Origin of the sequence: Streptomyces sp. NPDC058880 (assembly GCF_042742535.1) — a bacterium.
GTDB lineage: Bacteria > Actinomycetota > Actinomycetes > Streptomycetales > Streptomycetaceae > Streptomyces.
In genome coordinates this window covers 52,298-68,130 of sequence record NZ_JBHYMC010000023.1, presented here as the reverse complement: position 1 = coordinate 68,130, position 15,833 = coordinate 52,298, and the positions used below count along the sequence as shown (strand labels likewise).

The 15,833-nt window shown below is 72.1% G+C and carries 12 protein-coding genes and 1 riboswitch; of the genes, 3 read left to right on the top strand and 9 right to left on the bottom strand.

Annotation, left to right across the window (positions count from 1 at the left end; genetic code table 11):
• Positions 1 to 59: 59 nt before the first annotated feature.
• A complete protein-coding gene (locus ACFW2G_RS16075) occupies positions 60 to 1,343 on the top strand; it encodes a DUF2254 domain-containing protein (RefSeq protein WP_384581534.1) in 1,284 nt (427 codons plus the stop codon).
• Positions 1,344 to 1,558: 215 nt separating this feature from the next.
• On the opposite strand, the gene ACFW2G_RS16070 is transcribed toward ACFW2G_RS16075, so the two are convergent.
• The 5 genes from ACFW2G_RS16070 to ACFW2G_RS16050 all read right to left on the bottom strand — a co-directional run bounded on the left by ACFW2G_RS16070 (position 1,559) and on the right by ACFW2G_RS16050 (position 7,515).
• Positions 1,559 to 1,939 (bottom strand): hypothetical protein, encoded by a 381-nt coding sequence (locus ACFW2G_RS16070; RefSeq protein ID WP_384448399.1) that lies wholly within the window; start codon positions 1,937 to 1,939, stop codon positions 1,559 to 1,561.
• Positions 1,940 to 2,144: 205 nt separating this feature from the next.
• Entirely contained in the window at positions 2,145 to 2,795 is a 651-nt protein-coding gene (locus tag ACFW2G_RS16065) for a thymidine kinase (RefSeq protein WP_384448396.1), read from the bottom strand.
• Between the two features lie 61 nt (positions 2,796 to 2,856).
• The gene (locus ACFW2G_RS16060) at positions 2,857 to 4,059 is read right to left on the bottom strand and encodes an alkaline phosphatase family protein (RefSeq protein ID WP_384448393.1); all 1,203 of its coding nucleotides are present in this window, start codon (positions 4,057 to 4,059) and stop codon (positions 2,857 to 2,859) included.
• Positions 4,059 to 4,658 carry a DUF5998 family protein gene (locus tag ACFW2G_RS16055; RefSeq protein ID WP_037929715.1) on the bottom strand — a complete coding sequence of 200 codons (600 nt, stop codon included), beginning with the start codon at positions 4,656 to 4,658 and terminating at the stop codon, positions 4,059 to 4,061. Before ACFW2G_RS16055 ends, ACFW2G_RS16060 begins: the two co-directional genes overlap by 1 nt.
• A gap of 67 nt (positions 4,659 to 4,725) precedes the next feature.
• Positions 4,726 to 7,515, bottom strand: a complete 2,790-nt coding sequence (locus ACFW2G_RS16050) for a GNAT family N-acetyltransferase (protein ID WP_384581532.1) — start codon at positions 7,513 to 7,515, stop codon at positions 4,726 to 4,728.
• A 185-nt stretch (positions 7,516 to 7,700) separates the two neighbouring features.
• Here ACFW2G_RS16050 and ACFW2G_RS16045 point away from each other — a divergent pair, with 185 nt between their 5' ends.
• On the top strand, positions 7,701 to 7,982 hold the full coding sequence (locus tag ACFW2G_RS16045) for an HPr family phosphocarrier protein (RefSeq protein WP_030026990.1): 282 nt from the start codon (positions 7,701 to 7,703) through the stop codon (positions 7,980 to 7,982).
• A 237-nt stretch (positions 7,983 to 8,219) separates the two neighbouring features.
• Here the strand turns inward: ACFW2G_RS16045 and ACFW2G_RS16040 are convergent, their stop codons facing one another.
• From ACFW2G_RS16040 to ACFW2G_RS16025, 4 genes are all read right to left on the bottom strand, one after another.
• Positions 8,220 to 8,897, bottom strand: a complete 678-nt coding sequence (locus ACFW2G_RS16040) for a GntR family transcriptional regulator (RefSeq protein ID WP_384448387.1) — start codon at positions 8,895 to 8,897, stop codon at positions 8,220 to 8,222.
• Between the two features lie 208 nt (positions 8,898 to 9,105).
• Entirely contained in the window at positions 9,106 to 9,906 is an 801-nt protein-coding gene (locus tag ACFW2G_RS16035; protein ID WP_037929724.1) for a M23 family metallopeptidase, read from the bottom strand.
• Positions 9,907 to 9,918: 12 nt separating this feature from the next.
• A riboswitch (cyclic di-AMP (ydaO/yuaA leader) is annotated at positions 9,919 to 10,078 on the bottom strand.
• 214 nt (positions 10,079 to 10,292) lie between these two features.
• The gene (locus ACFW2G_RS16030; protein ID WP_384581634.1) at positions 10,293 to 11,660 is read right to left on the bottom strand and encodes a M16 family metallopeptidase; all 1,368 of its coding nucleotides are present in this window, start codon (positions 11,658 to 11,660) and stop codon (positions 10,293 to 10,295) included.
• 20 nt (positions 11,661 to 11,680) lie between these two features.
• Positions 11,681 to 13,039, bottom strand: coding sequence for a M16 family metallopeptidase (locus ACFW2G_RS16025; protein WP_384581530.1), 1,359 nt, complete (start codon positions 13,037 to 13,039; stop codon positions 11,681 to 11,683).
• Positions 13,040 to 13,281: 242 nt separating this feature from the next.
• Here ACFW2G_RS16025 and ACFW2G_RS16020 point away from each other — a divergent pair, with 242 nt between their 5' ends.
• Positions 13,282 to 15,738 (top strand): DNA topoisomerase (ATP-hydrolyzing) subunit A, encoded by a 2,457-nt coding sequence (locus tag ACFW2G_RS16020; protein ID WP_384581528.1) that lies wholly within the window; start codon positions 13,282 to 13,284, stop codon positions 15,736 to 15,738.
• The last annotated feature ends 95 nt before the right edge of the window (positions 15,739 to 15,833 follow it).

Sequence of the window (15,833 nt, the reverse complement as noted above, 5' to 3'; positions counted from 1 at the left end):
CTGCCGCACCGACGTACGCAGGCGCCCGTGGGGCGACCGGATTCCCGCTGCGGCCCCTGATGTCCTGGGCCTCCCGGTTCCGGCTGCTGCAGTACACGAAGGCCAGCCTGTGGATGGTGCCGCTGCTCGGCCTGGTCCTCGGTGTACTGCTGGCGGAGTGGGCCGTGACCATGGACGCCACGCCATGGCTCCCGGCCGGCTGGCGCTACTCCGCCTCGACGGCCGCCGGCGTGCTGACCGCCATCGTCGGCGCCATGATCGCCCTGCTCGGATTCGTCGTCACGATCGGGGTGCTCGTCGTCCAGCAGGCCACGGGGACCCTGTCCCCGCGCTACATGCGCCTGTGGTACCGCGACCGGCTGCAGAAGGCGGTGCTGGCCACCTTCACCGGGACCTTCTCCTTTTCCTTCGCCCTGCTGCGCACCATCGAGCCGGACTCCGTGCCCGACCTCGGAGTCACCATGGCCGGGGCGGCTGTGTCCGTCAGCCTGTTGCTGCTGCTGGTCTACCTCAACCGCTTCACCCACAACCTGCGCCCCGTGGCCATCGCCGGCCTGGTCGGACGGATGGGCGAGACGGTCCTGGTCCGCGCGCAGGCCACGATCCGCGACGCGACCGCGCGCCCTTGGGACCCCGCGGCGCAGGCCGCGGGCGGTGCGGTCACGTACGTACCCGCCGAGCACGGCGGCGTGATCCAGGCGTTCCACCCGGAGAAGCTGACGGCCCTGGCGGTGCGCCACGACTGCGTCCTTGTGGTCACCCGCCTGGTCGGGGACTACGTGCCGCCGGGCGCGGTCGTCGTCGAGATCCACGGCGGCAACCCGGCCCCCGAGCAGCGGCAGGTGGCCGGGCTGATCGCCTTCGGCTCCGAGCGGACCATCGAGCAGGACCCGGCCTTCGCGCTGCGGGTCCTCGTCGACATCGCCGTCCGGGCGCTGTCCCCCGCCGTGAACGACCCGACCACCGCGGTCCAGGTGCTCAACGAGATCGAGGCGATCCTCCACGCGGTCGGGCGGGCCGGTCCACGCAGCCGCTACGTGCTGGGCGACCGCCACGGCACGCCGCGGCTGGTGGTCCAAGGCCGGGACTGGGAGGACTACCTCCAGCTGGCCGTCACCGAGATCCGCGAGTACGGCGTCAGGTCCGTCCAGATCTGCCGACGGCTCCGCTCGCTGCTGGAGGGCCTGCTCACGGCGCTGCCGCCCGGCTGTCTGCCGGCTGTCCGCACCGAACTGACCCTGCTGCGCGCGTCGGTCGAGCGCGAGTACACCGACCCCGCCCGCCGCGCGCTGGCCCGCACCCCCGACTGCCAGGGCATCGGCGCCCGCCCCCGCCGCAGGTGACCGGCGCCGCCGGTCACCTGCGCCACCCCGGGGATGCGGTCGGGCACCGTCCGGCACGTGCCCCGGCTCCTGGCCACGACGCCCGCGACCCGGCGCGCACGGTCGCGTGGCTTTGTTCACGAGAACGGACAGCAGATGTTCACCACTTCGGGAGGCACATGAGCAACCGCTGAAATCGAACGTCCGGAAGCCGGGGCGAGCACCGCGACTACCCGTCAGCTCCCGCCCAGAGCGCGGCGCAGGCGGCCCTTGGACGGCCGCACGGCGGCCGGGGTGTCGTGCTCGTGTTCCAGCTCGCCGACGGAGATCCGCAGGTGGGTCTTAGACGGGACGGCATCCTTCAGCACGTCCGACCAGTAGGACTCCCTGAGCTCCACGATCCAGCTCGTCTCCGTCATCCGGAAAACCCGCCGGCCGTACTTCCCTGGATCCTCGGTCTCCAGCCCGGAATGATCGGACGTACGGGCCAGCTCTGCAGCCCGCGTGACGGCCCCGTCCCGGCCCCCGTCCGCCAACACCGTGCGGACCAACTCCCAGCGGAAGTCTCCTCCGACGGAGGCCTCCACGAGAATCCACCAGCTCCCGCCGCCACTCATATCGGCAACCCCTTCGGGGGCCGCGTCTCCGAGGAAATGATCACGTGGACACCGTCTCAGGCGCAGTTCCATGCGGGCAACCCCCGTTTCGAACAACCACCCACCGGGTGCCTCCCGAAGTGGTGAACATCTGCTGTCCGTTCTCGTGAACAAAGCCAGAGGGCGCCTGCCGGCACACCGGCAGTACGGCCCCACAGACGGTCGGTCAGGGGTTGGTGACCGGGAGGACGTCCGGGGAGAGGGCTGCCGCGTGGGCGACGGCGGAGGTCATGCGGCGGCGGTGGTGGCGGCGGCAGAGGACCTCATAGCCGATCTCCTCCGACGGGCGGTTCACGTCACCGACGACGACCTGCTCGCCCTCGACGACCATCACCCCGCCGACCGTGCGGGCGTTGTGCGTGGCGCGGGCGCCGCACCAGCACAGTGCCTCGACCTGGAGCTGCTCTATGCGGTCGGCGAGCTCGATCAGGCGCTGCGAGCCCGGGAAGAGCTTCGTGCGGAAGTCGGTGGTGATGCCGAAGGCAAAGACGTCCATGTCGAGGTCGTCGACGATCCGGGCCAGCTGGTCGATCTGTTCCGGGGCGAGGAACTGGGCCTCGTCGACGATGACGTAGTCCGCCCGGCCGCCCTGCGAGAGCTCCCCCACGAGGTAGGCGTAGAGGTCCATGGCGTCGGCGACCTCGACCGCTTCGGTAACCAGGCCCAGGCGCGAGGACAGCTTGCCCTCGCCGGCACGGTCCTGGCGGGTGAAGATCACGCCCTGGAGGCCCCGGGCCGAGCGGTTGTGCGTGATCTGGAGCGCCAGAGTGCTCTTTCCGCAGTCCATCGTTCCGGAGAAGAACACCAGCTCGGGCATGGGAAGTACGGACCTTTCGGGTCGTGGGCGGATCGGGGGCGGCTCGGCGGGCGGGGACGGGTCAGGTGCGGATTTCGAGGAGCGGTACGAGCTGTTCCGCGGCAGTCATGGAGCCGTGCATTCCGGCGAGGGCCGACTCGTTGGGCTCGTTGCGGGAAGCGGTGATCGCGACGTCGGCATGGGCCGCCGCGACCACGTCGCCGATCCGGCCGAGGACACGCTCGTCGCACTCCCCCGGCGGACCGAACCAGCCCAGCTCCAGGGCCTCCTCGCGGCTCGCGACCCAGAAGCGGTCCCCGAGCACCTCGCGCCACACGGTCAGCACGTCGGCTTCCGCGCCCGGCACCGCGTACACGTGCCGGGCGCGGCCCTCGCCGCCGAGCAGGGCGACACCCGCGCCCAGTTCCCAGTCCTCGTCGAAGTCGATCCGGGCGTCCTCGTCGAAGGGGACGTCGACCATGCCGTGGTCGGCGGTCACGTACAGCGCGGTGCGCGGCGGCAGCTGCTCCGCGAGCCGCTGGACCAGCCGGTCCACGTACATCAGCTGCCCGCGCCAGGCGTCCGAGTCCACGCCGTGCCGGTGGCCGGCCCCGTCGAGCTCGCTGTAGTAGGTGTAGACGAGCGAGCGGTCACCGGCCGCGAGGCGTTCGGCGGCCACGTCCATCCGCTCCTCACCGGTCATCCGGCCCAGGAAGGTGCCGCCGCTGAGTGCCACCTTGGTCAGCGGGGTGGTCTGGAAGGCGGGCGAGGACACCTGGGCGGTCGCCACGCCCGCCCTGTCGGCCTCCTGGAAGACCGTCGGGTACGGCTGCCACGGCTTCGGCGGCGTCCACGGGTGCCAGCGGAGCTGGTTCATCAGCTCGCCGGTGGCCGGGTTGCGCACGGCGTAGCCGGGCAGGCCGTGGCGGGCCGGCGGCAGCCCGGTGCCGACGGAGGCCAGCGAGGTGGCGGTGGTCGCCGGGAATCCCGCGGTGATCGGGCGCCCGGTGCCGCCGCGCGAACTGCCGAGGAGGGAGGCGAGGTAGGGCGCCTCGTCCGCGTGGGCCTTGATCTGCTCCCAGCCCATGCCGTCGACGAGGAACACGCAGTTGCGGTCGGCCGGGGTCAGCTCGGCGATGGCGGGGGCGTAGCCGGGCACGCCCTGCCCGGCCACGAGCGTCGGCAGCAGGTCGGCGAGCGACCCGGCACCGTACTCCGGGACGGGTGCGCCGGCCAGGTCCAGCAGCTCCGGCTCGGTCCAGTCCTGCGGTGCGGAATACACCATCAGCGGGCGGAGGTGGCGGAGGTCGCCGCGGTCGCCTCGGAGAGGGCCTGCGCGAAGAGCAGGGTCTGGCGCACCGCCTCCGGTCCGTCGCCGGCCTCGCTGACCCGCAGGCTGAGGTCGTCGGCCGTGGAGTTGCCGGTGTAGCCGTGGTCGGAGTCGCAGTTGGGGTCGCCGCAGGCGGCCGGCTCCAGATCGATCCGCGAGACCGCGCCCCAGCCGATGGTCAGGACGACCTCACGGGGCAGGGTGCCGGGGGTGTAGGACTCCGGATTGGCGACGACGCGGCTCAGCACCACGGAGGAGATGCTGGAGAGCTTGACCGACTCGGTGGAGGTCGTCGCGTACGGGGACGGGGACCCTGCGTCGGCGGCCTGCTCGTCGGTGTGGCTGACGATGAAGCGGTTGCCGGTCAGGACCAGCACGGTGACGTGGCGGCGCACCTCGTTGGAGTCGAAGGTCGTCTCCTGGTGGACCAGGTACGACGCGATCGGCTCGCCGCCCACCGCGGCCTCCACCGCCTCGGCCACGAGGGCCGGGTAGTAGCCGCTGCGCTCGATCGCCGTGCGCAGCCCCTGGGTCGTCGTACCGGATTTCGCCATGGGGTCAATGGTAAGGCCCCCCGGGTGCCTTCCTGCCGCGCCGTACCCGCCCGGTGGCCGTACCCACTCAGTAGCTGGGGAGGGTCCGCGGCCCGAGATCACTCCGGACGGGCGGGTGGGCGACCTGGACGGTGGCGCTGAGGACGGAGACCCCCTCGACGGCGGCGACGACGGGCTCCAGGCTGACACCGATCACCTCGGGATGGTCGTCGACGAGCCGGGACAGCCGCAGGAGCACTTCCTCCAGGGCGGGGGTGTCGACCGGATCGCTGCCCCGCCAGCCCAGGAGGAGGGGTGCCGCCCGGATGGACCGGATCAGTCCGGCGGCGTCCCGGTCGGTGGCCGGGACCAGCCGGTGGGCGGTGTCGCCGAGCAGCTCGGAGGCCACCCCGGCGAGCCCGAAGGACAGGACGGCGCCCGCGGCCGGGTCGATCACGGACCGGACGACGGTGTCCACGCCCCGCGGCACCATGGCCTGGACCACGGGCCGGAGCTCGGCCGGCTTGCCCAGGGCGTCGGTGAGCTCCTCGTACGAACGCCTCAGCTCGGCCTCGCCCGTCAGGTCGAGCCGTACGCCGCCCAGGTCCGCGCGGTGGCGCAGGTGCGGGGCGGTGGTCTTGAGGGCGACCGGGTAGCCCAGGACGGCGGCCGCCCGGACGGCCGCGTCGGGACTGGGTGCGGGAAGGGTGGGCAGGACCTGGATGCCGTAGCGGGCGAGCAGCTCGCGGGCGTCCCCGTCGCTCAGGGTCAGTACGGCCCCGCCGTCGACGTCCGCGAGCAGGGCGGCGAGCTGGGTCGCGGCGCCGGCCTCGTCGATGTCCTCGTACTCGGGGACCTGGCCGGCGTCGGCGAGGGCCCGCCGCCACTGGCCGTAGCGCACGGCCTCCGCGACGGCCTTCACGGCGCGCTCGGCGGCGGGATAGCTGGGGATCCGCTCCGGGTCGGCGGTGGCGGGAGCGGTCGCCGCCAGGGCGGCCGGGGTCCAGGGGCTGTCCCCGGCGGAGCGGTCCGGCGACTCGGCGGCGGGTCCGCGGGGCGCGGACAGGGCCCGCACCAGCTCGGCCAGTTCCACGTGCACGACCGCCACGGGCTTGCCGGGAGCCCCGGCGACCGCCTCACGGAGCGCGTCGGCCAGGTCGTCGGCGAGGGCGTGCTCGCTGACCCACGGAATGGCGGTGACGACGACTGCGTCGCAGTCGTCGGAGGCGAGGGCGGCGGCCAGCGCGGTGCGGAAGTCCTCGGGGGAGGCGGCGGTCGTCAGGTCCAGGGGCGGCAGCGGCTTCAGGCCCTGGTTCAGGCAGGCGTCGTAGGTCAGGACCCCGAGCGACTCGGAGTTGCCGAGGATCGCGATCCGGGGGCCGGCGGGCAGCGGTTGCGAGGCCAGCAGCAGGCCCACGTCCACCAGCTCGGTGACCGTGTCGACCCGGATCACGCCGGCCTGCCGCAGCAGGGCGGAGACGGTGTCCTCCGACAGCCGGGTGCCGGGGACGACGTGCCCGGCGGGGGTGTGCCGGCCGCCCTTGGCGACGACCACCGGCTTGACGGCCGCCGTCCGGCGGGCGAGGCGGGTGAACTTCCTCGGGTTGCCGAGGGTTTCGAGGTACAGCAGGGCGACGTCGGTCGCTTCGTCCTCGTACCAGTACTGGAGGATGTCGTTGCCGGAGACGTCGGCCCGGTTCCCGGCGGAGACGAAGGAGGACAGGCCTTCGCCGCGCCGGAGCAGCGCCGAGAGCAGGGCGATCCCGATCGCCCCGGACTGCGTGAACAGACCGGTCCGGCCGCGCACCGGCATCGGTGCGGGGGTGAGCGAGGCGTTGAGCTCCACCTCCGGGGCGGTGTTGATCACCCCGTAGGCGTTGGGTCCGATGAGCCGCATCCCGTACGAGCGCACCTGCCGCAGCAACTCGCGCTGGCGGGCCAGTCCGGCCGGGCCGCTGTCCCCGTATCCGGCGGAGAGGACGACGAGCCCCTGCACGCCGTGTTCGCCGCAGGCCGCGACCGCGTCGGGGACCCGGTCGGCCGGGACCGCGATCACCGCGAGGTCGACGGGGGCGCCGATGGCCCCGACGGAGCGGTAGGCCCGCACCCCGTCGAGGAGGTCGCGCGTGACGGCCTCGTTGACGGCGTAGAGGTGTCCGTGGAAGCCGCTGTCGCGCAGGTTGCGCAGCGCGGCCGCGCCCACGCCCGCGCCGGACCGGCTGACTCCGACGACGGCCACCGAGCCGGGGGCCAGCAGACGCTGCACGGAGCGGGCCTCGGCGCGCTGTTCCCGGGCGCGCTGCACGGCGAGCGACTCGGCGGTGGGTTCGAGGTCGAGGGTGAGGTGGACGGAGCCGTCCTCGAAGCTGCGCCGCTGCTCGTAGCCGACGTCCGTGAACACCTTGATCATCTTGGTGTTGGCGGGCAGCACCTCGGCGGCGAACCTGCGGATGCCGCGCTCGCGGGCCACCGCGCCGATGTGTTCGAGGAGTGCGGAAGCGACCCCGCGGCCCTGGTGGGCGTCCTGCACGAGGAAGGCCACCTCCGCCTCGTCGGCGGGAGCGGAGGCGGGTCGGCCGTCGGCGCCGATGCGGTCGTAGCGGACGGTGGCGATGAACTCCTCGCCGACGGTCGCGGCGAGGCCCACCCGGTCCACGTAGTCGTGGTGGGTGAAGCGGTGCACGTCGCGGGCGGAGAGGCGGGGGTAGGGCGCGAAGAAGCGGTAGTACTTCGACTCCTCCGAGACCAGCTCGTAGAAGCTGACGAGCCGGCCGGCGTCCTCGGTGGTGATGGGCCTGATCCGGGCGGTGCCGCCGTCGCGGAGGACGACGTCGGCTTCCCAGTGGGCCGGGTAGGACAGGTCCGACTCTATGGTCATGCGCCTACCTTACGGCCGGACCGGGCCGGACAGCGCTCGCGCGGCGCAGGAGACAAGAAGTGACAAAACGGTGCAAGCTGGGGAGCGTCGGCGAGCGGCGGAATTCAGGCCGAAGGTCGGTCGGAGCATGCGGGATGCCGTGAGAGACTGGTCTAGACAACCGTAAGAACCTGAAGGGCATCACCATGGCAGAGCGCCGCGTCAACGTCGGTTGGGCCGAGGGCCTGCACGCTCGTCCCGCCTCGATCTTCGTCCGTGCGACGACCGCTTCCGGCGTCCCGGTGACCATCGCGAAGTCCGGCGGCGACCCCGTCAACGCCGCCTCCATGCTGGCGGTACTGGGCCTGGGCGCCCAGGGCGGCGAGGAGATCGTCCTCGCCTCCGAGGCCGAGGGCGCGGAAGCCGCACTGGACCGCCTCGCGAAGCTGGTCGCCGAGGGCCTCGAAGAGCTCCCCGAGACCGTCTGAGACCCTTCGGGTTCATCCCGCACCCCGCGTACGGCGAAGCCGCGGCCCCACGGGGTCGCGGCTTCGGCGTGGTGCGGCGCCCGGGCCGACGAGACCGGCCCCGGGGAAACTCCGCCCGACGAAAAGCGGCCGACCCGACCGCATCGCGCGGCATTCCGCCCGCTCCACATAATTCGGCCGGGCATATTGAATCGCGCACCGAATTCGCGTGATTCCGTCCTTTGTATACGGCTCTTGTTAATGCCGTAGGCTCGACATGTTTACGGCAGGTTGCGAAGTCCTCACCGCCGGGCGCTGCCGCAGCCGGTGCGCGGCGGCCGCCCGGTCGGCGTGGACCGCGGCCAGCGTCCGCGCCCGCTCGGCGTCCCCGCGGGCCACCGCGTCCACGATCGCGCCGTGCTCCGCCCAGGACTCCGCAGGCCGGGCGGGCGCCTCCACCACGAACATCCACGCCACCTTGTGCCGCATCTGCGTGAGAAGCGCGATCAATCCGGGGCTTCCGGAGGCCTGCGCCAGCGTCTCGTGGAACCAGCCACCCAGCGCCCGCAGGTCCTCGCCCTGGCCCCGCCTGGTTCGCTCCTGGCCGAGCCTGACCAGCCCCCGCAGCACCTTGAGGTGCGCGTCCGTGCGGCGCCGGGCGGCCCTGGCCGCGGCCAGCGGCTCCAGCAGCATCCGCAGCTCCAGCAGATCCGCCGCCTCCTGGGCGGTCGGTTCGGCCACGCAGGCCCCCGCGTGCCGCCGCGTGGTCACGAAGCCCTCGGACTCCAACGTCCGGAGGGCTTCGCGGACCGGGACGCGCGAGACCCCGTACCGGCGGGCCAGCACCTCCTCGGTCAGCCGACCGCCCGGTTCGAACACCCCGGAGACGATGTCGTCGCGAATTGCCGTGCATACCGCGTGCGCAGGAATACGCAAGACCGAACCTCCGTCTAATTCCGACCGCCAACCCCCGTGCGCGCAGCCGCGCACACAACGACTCTATTGCAGCACAGCAAAATTTCGAGAGCGGGCAGGAATCCGAAACATTGCGCCGAAGCACAAAAACACGAAGACCCCGGCTCGGGAGGCGGGGTCTTCGTGGAGCTGTGCTTCGTGCGCCGGGCCCGACGGGCGGCGCGGAGGGTCAGAGGCTGACGCCGTGCGAGCGCAGGTACGCGATCGGGTCGATGTCCGAGCCGTACTGCGAGCCGGTGCGGGCCTCGAAGTGCAGGTGCGGGCCGCTGGAGTTGCCGGTGGAGCCCGACAGGCCGATCTGCTGGCCCGGGGTGACCTGCTGGCCGACGGTGACGTTCAGCGAGGACATGTGGCCGTACTGCGTGTAGGTGCCGTCGTTGTGCTTGATCACGACGTTGTTGCCGTACGCGCCGCCCCAGCCTGCCTCGACGACCGTACCGAAGCCCACCGCGTGGACCGAGGTGCCGGACGCGGCGTGGAAGTCGATGCCGGTGTGGCTGCCGGAGGACCACATGCCGCCGCCCGCCCGGTACTGGGTGCTGACGTAGGAGTCGTCCAGCGGCGAGACGAAGGTGTTGAGGCGCTTGCGCTCCTCCTCGCGCGCGGCGCGCTCGGCGGCCTCGCGCTCGGCCTTCGCCTTGGCCTCGGCGAGGCGCTTGGCCTCGGCGGCCTGCTGCTTGGCGGCGGCCTCGGCCTGCTCCTGGGCGGCGGCGTGCTCGGCGGCGCGCTGCTGGGAGACGGCCTGGTCGGTGATGTCGCCCGCAAGGTCCTCGGCGACGAGGACGGCACCGAGCCCGTTCTCCGGTGCGGAGCTGCTGTGGTTGTCCGCGGCGAAGGCCGGGGCGGCGAGGGAGCCGACCACACCCGTGGTGGCGATCGCGGCGATACCGGCGTAGCCGGCGGTCTTCTTGCTCAGGCGGCTGGAACCACGGTGCTTGCCGGTACCAGCGGGACGACTGCCAAACGCCATGAAGGGTTTGATCCTTTCCTTCCTTCTCGCCTACCGGGTTAGCTGACGGGTTCGGAGCAGGAAGGTCTCCTACGGACTTCCTCTTGCGAGGGGGTCCGATTCACCCCAGGGACTGATGTGGGTCCCCGGCTCCCCAGGCTCGCGCCTGACGGGGACTCGGCGATCGCTGTCCGGTGCCGCGGGTGCGGCGGGCACAACTGACGGACAGCACGCCTGACGCTAGGCGGATCATCAGTCAATCGCCAAACAGACGCGCCTTTTTGTTGCGTACGCCACACCGCATACAAGCAACCTCGCCACTAAACGGACAAAAGGGGTTCCGGCGGTTTCCGCCGGAACCCCTTGCCCGATGCGTCAGTTGCCCGTCATTCCGGGCGCCCGCGGCCTCAGTTGGTGACGACCGAGACCTCACCGATCCCGAGGGCCCTCACGGGCTCCTCGATCAGCGCGGCGTCACCCACCAGGATCGTGACCAGCCGGTCCGCCGGGAAGGCCTGCACGACGGCCGTGGTGGCCTCCACCGTGCCGGTTGCGGCCAACTGCGCGTACAGCTGCCCCTGGTAGTCGTCCGGGAGCTCCTGCTCGACCTGGTCGGCCAGGGTGCCGGCGACCGAGGCGGCCGTCTCGAACTTCAGCGGGGCCACGCCCACCAGGTTCTGCACGGCCACATCGCGTTCGGCGTCGGTCAAGCCGCCCTCCGCGAGGGTGCGCAGCACCTTCCAGAGGTCCTCCAGCGCCGGTCCGGTGTTGGGGGTGTCGACCGAGCCGCTGATGGCGAGCATGGAGGCCCCCTTGCCGTCGGCGGTGGAGCGCAGCACCTGGCCGAAGGCCCGCACGCCGTAGGTGTACCCCTTCTCCTCGCGCAGCACCTTGTCCAGACGGGAGGTGAGGGTGCCGCCGAGGCAGTACGTGCCCAGCACCTGGGCCGCCCAGACCCGGTCGTGGCGGTCCGGCCCGATGCGGCCGATCAGCAGCTGCGTCTGTACCGCGCCGGGCCGGTCGACGATGACCACGCGGCCGGTGTCGTCGGCGGTCACCGGCGGGACGGGGCGCGCCTCGGCGGTGTCCCCGGTCCAGGCGCCCAAGGTGTCGGCCAGCACGGCGTCGAGGTCGATGCCGGTCAGGTCGCCGACGACCACCGCGGTGGCGGTGGCGGGGCGTACATGGGCCTCGTAGAAGGCGCGCACGGCGGCGGCGTCGATCCGGGCGACCGTCTCCTCGGTGCCCTGGCGCGGCCGGGACATCCGCAGGGACGCGGGGAAGAGCTCCTTGGAGAGCTGCTTGGCGGCGCGGCGCTGCGGGTTGGCCAGCTCGTGCGGGATCTCGTCGAGCCTGTTGCGCACGAGCCGGTCGACCTCGGCGTCGGCGAACGCGGGGGCGCGCAGCGCCTCGGCGAGCAGACCCAGCGCCTTGGCCAGCCGGGAGGCCGGAACCTCCAGGGAGACCCGCAGGCCGGGGTGGTCGGCATGCGCGTCGAGCGTGGCCCCGCAGCGCTCCAGCTCGGCTGCGAACTCCTCGGCGGTGTGCTTGTCGGTGCCCTCCGACAGGGCCCGCGCCATGATCGTCGCCACGCCGTCCAGGCCCTCGGGCTCCGCGTCGAGGGGCGCGGCGAGGTTAATCTCGACCGCGACGACCTGCTGGCCCGGGCGGTGGCAGCGCAGCAGGGTCAGCCCGTTGGGCAGCGTCCCGCGCTCAGGGGCCGGGAAGGCCCACGGCTGCGGCTCGCCGGCCTGCGGGCGCGGGTGGAAGGTCATCGTGACGGCTGCGGTGTCGCTCACTGCTCCGCCCCCTCGTTCTCGTCGCTGTCGGCGTTCTCTTCGCCCTCGGCCCCGTCCGCCGCGAGCGGCTCGTAGACGAGGACCGCGCGGTTGTCCGGGCGCAGCCGGGCCGCGGCCACGGCCTGCACCTCCTCGGCGGTGATGTCGAGGACCCGCTGGACGGCGGTGAGGGCCAGCTGCGGGTCTCCGAACAGCACCGCGTACCGGCACAGTTCGTCGGCGCGGCCGGCCACCGTGCTCAGCCGGTCCAGCCACTCGCGCTCCAGCTGCGCCTGGGCGCGCTCCATCTCCTCGGCGGTCGGGCCCTCCGCGGCGAACCGCGCGAGCTCCTCGTCGACGGCCGCCTCGATGGCGGGGATCTCGACCCCGCTGGAGGTCTTCACGTCCAGCCAGCCCAGCGACGGCGCCCCGGCCAGGCGGAGCATGCCGAAGCCGGCGGCGACGGCCGTCTGGTCGCGGCGCACCAGCCGGTTGTGCAGCAGCGAGGACTCGCCGCCGCCCAGGATGGTCAGTGCCACGTCGGCCGCGTCGCACTCGCGGGTACCGTCGTGCGGCAGCCGGTAGGCGGCCATCAGCGCGCGTGCCGGGACCTCCTCGACGATCTCCTCGCGCAGCTGCTTCCCGATGACGTCGGGCAGCGAGCCGTCGCGGGGCGGCTGCTTGCCGTCGTGGGCGGGGATGGTGCCGAAGTACTTCTCGATCCAGGCGAGCGTCTTTTCCGGGTCGATGTCCCCGACGACCGACAGCACGGCGTTGTTGGGCGCGTAGTAGGTGCGGAAGAAGGCGCGCGCGTCCTCCAGGGACGCGGCGTCCAGGTCGGCCATGGAGCCGATCGGGGTGTGGTGGTACGGGTGGCCCTCGGGGTAGGCGAGGGCGGTCAGCCGCTCGAAGGCGGTGCCGTAGGGGACGTTGTCGTAGCGCTGGCGGCGCTCGTTCTTGACGACGTCGCGCTGGTTCTCCATGGACTCGTCGTCCAGGGCGGCCAGCAGCGAGCCCATCCGGTCCGCCTCCAGCCAGAGCGCGAGCTCCAGCTGGTGGGTCGGCATCGTCTCGAAGTAGTTGGTGCGCTCGAAGCTGGTGGTGCCGTTGAGGGAGCCGCCGGCGCCCTGGACCAGCTCGAAGTGGCCGTTGCCCGGTACGCTCGCCGAGCCCTGGAACATCAGGTGCTCGAAGAGGTGAGCCAGACCGGTACGCCCCTTGACTTCGTGGCGCGAGCCGACGTCGTACCAGAGGCAGACCGCGGCGACCGGGGTCAGGTGGTCCTCGGACAGCACCACGCGCAGGCCGTTGGCCAGCCGGTGCTCGGTCGCTGTCAGGCCGCCGGAGCCGGCCTGGGCTGTGGCCGTGTGACCCATGGGCATGTGGTCCCTTCGATCGCGATGCAGAGATTTCCGTCAGACCTGCCACTGTATGCAAGCGCGTCGGCCACCGGATAAGTTCCCGGGCCAGACCTGGGTCGGAGTCGGCGTTGTCGGTCGCTCGGGACACAATGGTCCGCGTCGTACGTCCCGCCGGACCTCGGCAGGACCCAGCCAGACCCCGCCAGACCAGCCAGACACCCAGCACATCCCATTCTTGGTTAAGGAGCCGCGCAGCGATGGCCCGCCGCAGCACGAAGACCCCGCCGCCGGAGGATTTCGAGGAGAAGATCCTCGACATCGACGTCGTCGACGAAATGCAGGGCTCCTTCCTCGAGTACGCGTACTCGGTGATCTACTCCCGTGCCCTGCCCGACGCACGGGACGGCATGAAGCCGGTGCACCGGCGCATCGTGTACCAGATGAACGAGATGGGCCTGCGCCCCGACCGCGGGTACGTCAAGTGCGCCCGTGTCGTCGGCGAGGTGATGGGCAAGCTCCACCCCCACGGCGACGCCTCGATCTACGACGCCCTCGTACGCATGGCCCAGCCGTTCTCGATGCGGCTGCCGCTGGTCGACGGCCACGGCAACTTCGGCTCGCTCGGCAACGACGACCCGCCGGCCGCGATGCGCTACACCGAGTGCCGCATGGCCGATGCCACGTCGCTGATGACGGAGTCGATCGACGAGGACACCGTCGACTTCACCGCCAACTACGACGGCCAGGAACAGGAGCCGGTCGCGCTCCCCGCCGCCTACCCGAACCTGCTGGTCAACGGCGCGTCCGGGATCGCAGTCGGCATGGCGACCAACATGCCCCCGCACAACCTCGGCGAGGTCGTCGCGGCGGCCCGCCACCTGATCCGGTACCCGCACGCGGACCTGGACGCGCTGATGCGCTTCGTACCGGGTCCCGACCTGCCCACCGGCGGCCGGATCGTCGGCCTCTCGGGCATCAAGGACGCCTACGAGAACGGCCGCGGCTCCTTCAAGATCCGCGCGACGGTGGCCGTGGAGAACGTCACGGCGCGCCGCAAGGGCCTGGTCGTCACCGAACTGCCCTTCACGGTGGGTCCCGAGAAGGTCATCGCGAAGATCAAGGACCTGGTCGGCTCCAAGAAGCTCCAGGGCATCGCCGACGTCAAGGACCTCACCGACCGCGCCCACGGCCTGCGCCTGGTCATCGAGATCAAGAACGGTTTCCACCCGGAGGCCGTGCTGGAACAGCTCTACAAGCTGACGCCGATGGAGGAGTCCTTCGGCATCAACAACGTCGCGCTGGTGGACGGGCAGCCGCTCACCCTCGGCCTCAAGGAGCTGCTGGAGGTCTACCTCGACCATCGCTTCGAGGTCGTCCGGCGGCGCAGCGAGTTCCGCCGCACCAAGCGCCGGGACCGGCTGCACCTCGTCGAGGGCCTGCTGGTGGCCCTCATCGACATCGACGAGGTCATCCGGCTCATCCGCGACAGCGAGAACTCCGCCCAGGCCAAGGCGCGGCTCATGGAGCGGTTCTCGCTCAGCGAGACGCAGACCCAGTACATCCTCGACACCCCGCTGCGCCGGCTCACCAAGTTCGACCGCCTGGAGCTGGAGTCCGAGCGCGACCGCCTGACGGGCGAGATCGACGAGCTGACCGGCATCCTGGAGTCCGACAACGAGCTGCGCAAGCTGGTCTCCGCGGAACTGGCCGCCGTCGCGAAGAAGTTCGGCACCGAGCGGCGCACCGTCCTGCTGGAGTCGGCGGGCACCGCGGTGGCCGCCGTACCGCTGGAGGTCGCGGACGACCCGTGCCGGGTGCTGCTGTCCTCGACGGGCCTGCTGGCCCGTACGGCGAACGGCGACCCGCTACCCCAGGACGAGGGCGGCGCCCGGGCCAAGCACGACCTGATCGTCTCGCAGGTGGCGGCGACCGCGCGGGCGGACGTCGGCGTGGTCACCTCCGCCGGCCGACTGCTGCGGCTCTCGGTGATCGACCTGCCGCAGCTGCCGGACACGCACGCCGCACCCAACCTGGCGGGGGGCGCGCCGGTCTCGGAGTTCCTCTCCGGACTGGAGGCGGACGAGAAGGTGGTCTGCCTGACCTCACTGGACGAGTCCTCGCAGGGCCTGGCGCTGGGCACGGAGCAGGGCGTGGTCAAGCGGGTCGTGCCGGACTACCCGGCCAACAAGGACGAGCTGGAGGTCATCACCCTCAAGGAGGGCGACCGGATCGTGGGCGGGGTCGAGCTGCGCACGGGTGAGGAGGACCTGGTCTTCATCACCGACGACGCCCAGCTGCTGCGCTACCCCGCCGGCCAGGTGCGCCCGCAGGGCCGCCCGGCGGGCGGTATGGCGGGCATCAAGCTCTCCCAGAACGCCAAGGTGATCCACTTCTCGGCCGTCGACCCGGGCCGGGACGCCGTGGTGTTCACGGTGGCCGGCTCGCACGGGACCCTGGACGACTCGGTGCTGTCCGGGAAGCTCACCCCGTTCGACCAGTACCCGCGCAAGGGTCGGGCCACCGGCGGCGTGCGCTGCCAGCGGTTCCTGAAGGGCGAGGACCTGCTGGTCCTCGCCTGGGCGGGCGGCGCACCCGCCCGCGCGGCCGCGGCGAACGGCGCTCCGGCCGAGCTGCCGACCCCGGACCCGCGCCGGGACGGTTCGGGGGCGGCCCTGCCGGCCGCCGTGGCGACGCTGGCGGGACCCGCGTTGTAGGGATTGCGGGCCGTTCGGGTGGTACGTCGGGGGGACGTACCACCCGAACGGCGACTAGTGTCTTCCCTCTTGGCACTGTCGGGTGGGGCGGGAGA

Bases quoted from the DNA above. Each gene is read 5' to 3' on its own strand.
- ACFW2G_RS16075 (WP_384581534.1), top strand. From the start codon at position 60: ATGTCCTGGGCCTCCCGGTTCCGGCTGCTGCAGTACACGAAGGCCAGC.
- ACFW2G_RS16070 (WP_384448399.1), bottom strand. From the start codon at position 1,939: ATGAGTGGCGGCGGGAGCTGGTGGATTCTCGTGGAGGCCTCCGTCGGA.
- ACFW2G_RS16065 (WP_384448396.1), bottom strand. From the start codon at position 2,795: ATGCCCGAGCTGGTGTTCTTCTCCGGAACGATGGACTGCGGAAAGAGC.
- ACFW2G_RS16060 (WP_384448393.1), bottom strand. From the start codon at position 4,059: ATGGTGTATTCCGCACCGCAGGACTGGACCGAGCCGGAGCTGCTGGAC.
- ACFW2G_RS16055 (WP_037929715.1), bottom strand. From the start codon at position 4,658: ATGGCGAAATCCGGTACGACGACCCAGGGGCTGCGCACGGCGATCGAG.
- ACFW2G_RS16050 (WP_384581532.1), bottom strand. From the start codon at position 7,515: ATGACCATAGAGTCGGACCTGTCCTACCCGGCCCACTGGGAAGCCGAC.
- ACFW2G_RS16045 (WP_030026990.1), top strand. From the start codon at position 7,701: ATGGCAGAGCGCCGCGTCAACGTCGGTTGGGCCGAGGGCCTGCACGCT.
- ACFW2G_RS16035 (WP_037929724.1), bottom strand. From the start codon at position 9,906: ATGGCGTTTGGCAGTCGTCCCGCTGGTACCGGCAAGCACCGTGGTTCC.
- ACFW2G_RS16030 (WP_384581634.1), bottom strand. From the start codon at position 11,660: ATGACCTTCCACCCGCGCCCGCAGGCCGGCGAGCCGCAGCCGTGGGCC.
- ACFW2G_RS16025 (WP_384581530.1), bottom strand. From the start codon at position 13,039: ATGGGTCACACGGCCACAGCCCAGGCCGGCTCCGGCGGCCTGACAGCG.
- ACFW2G_RS16020 (WP_384581528.1), top strand. From the start codon at position 13,282: ATGGCCCGCCGCAGCACGAAGACCCCGCCGCCGGAGGATTTCGAGGAG.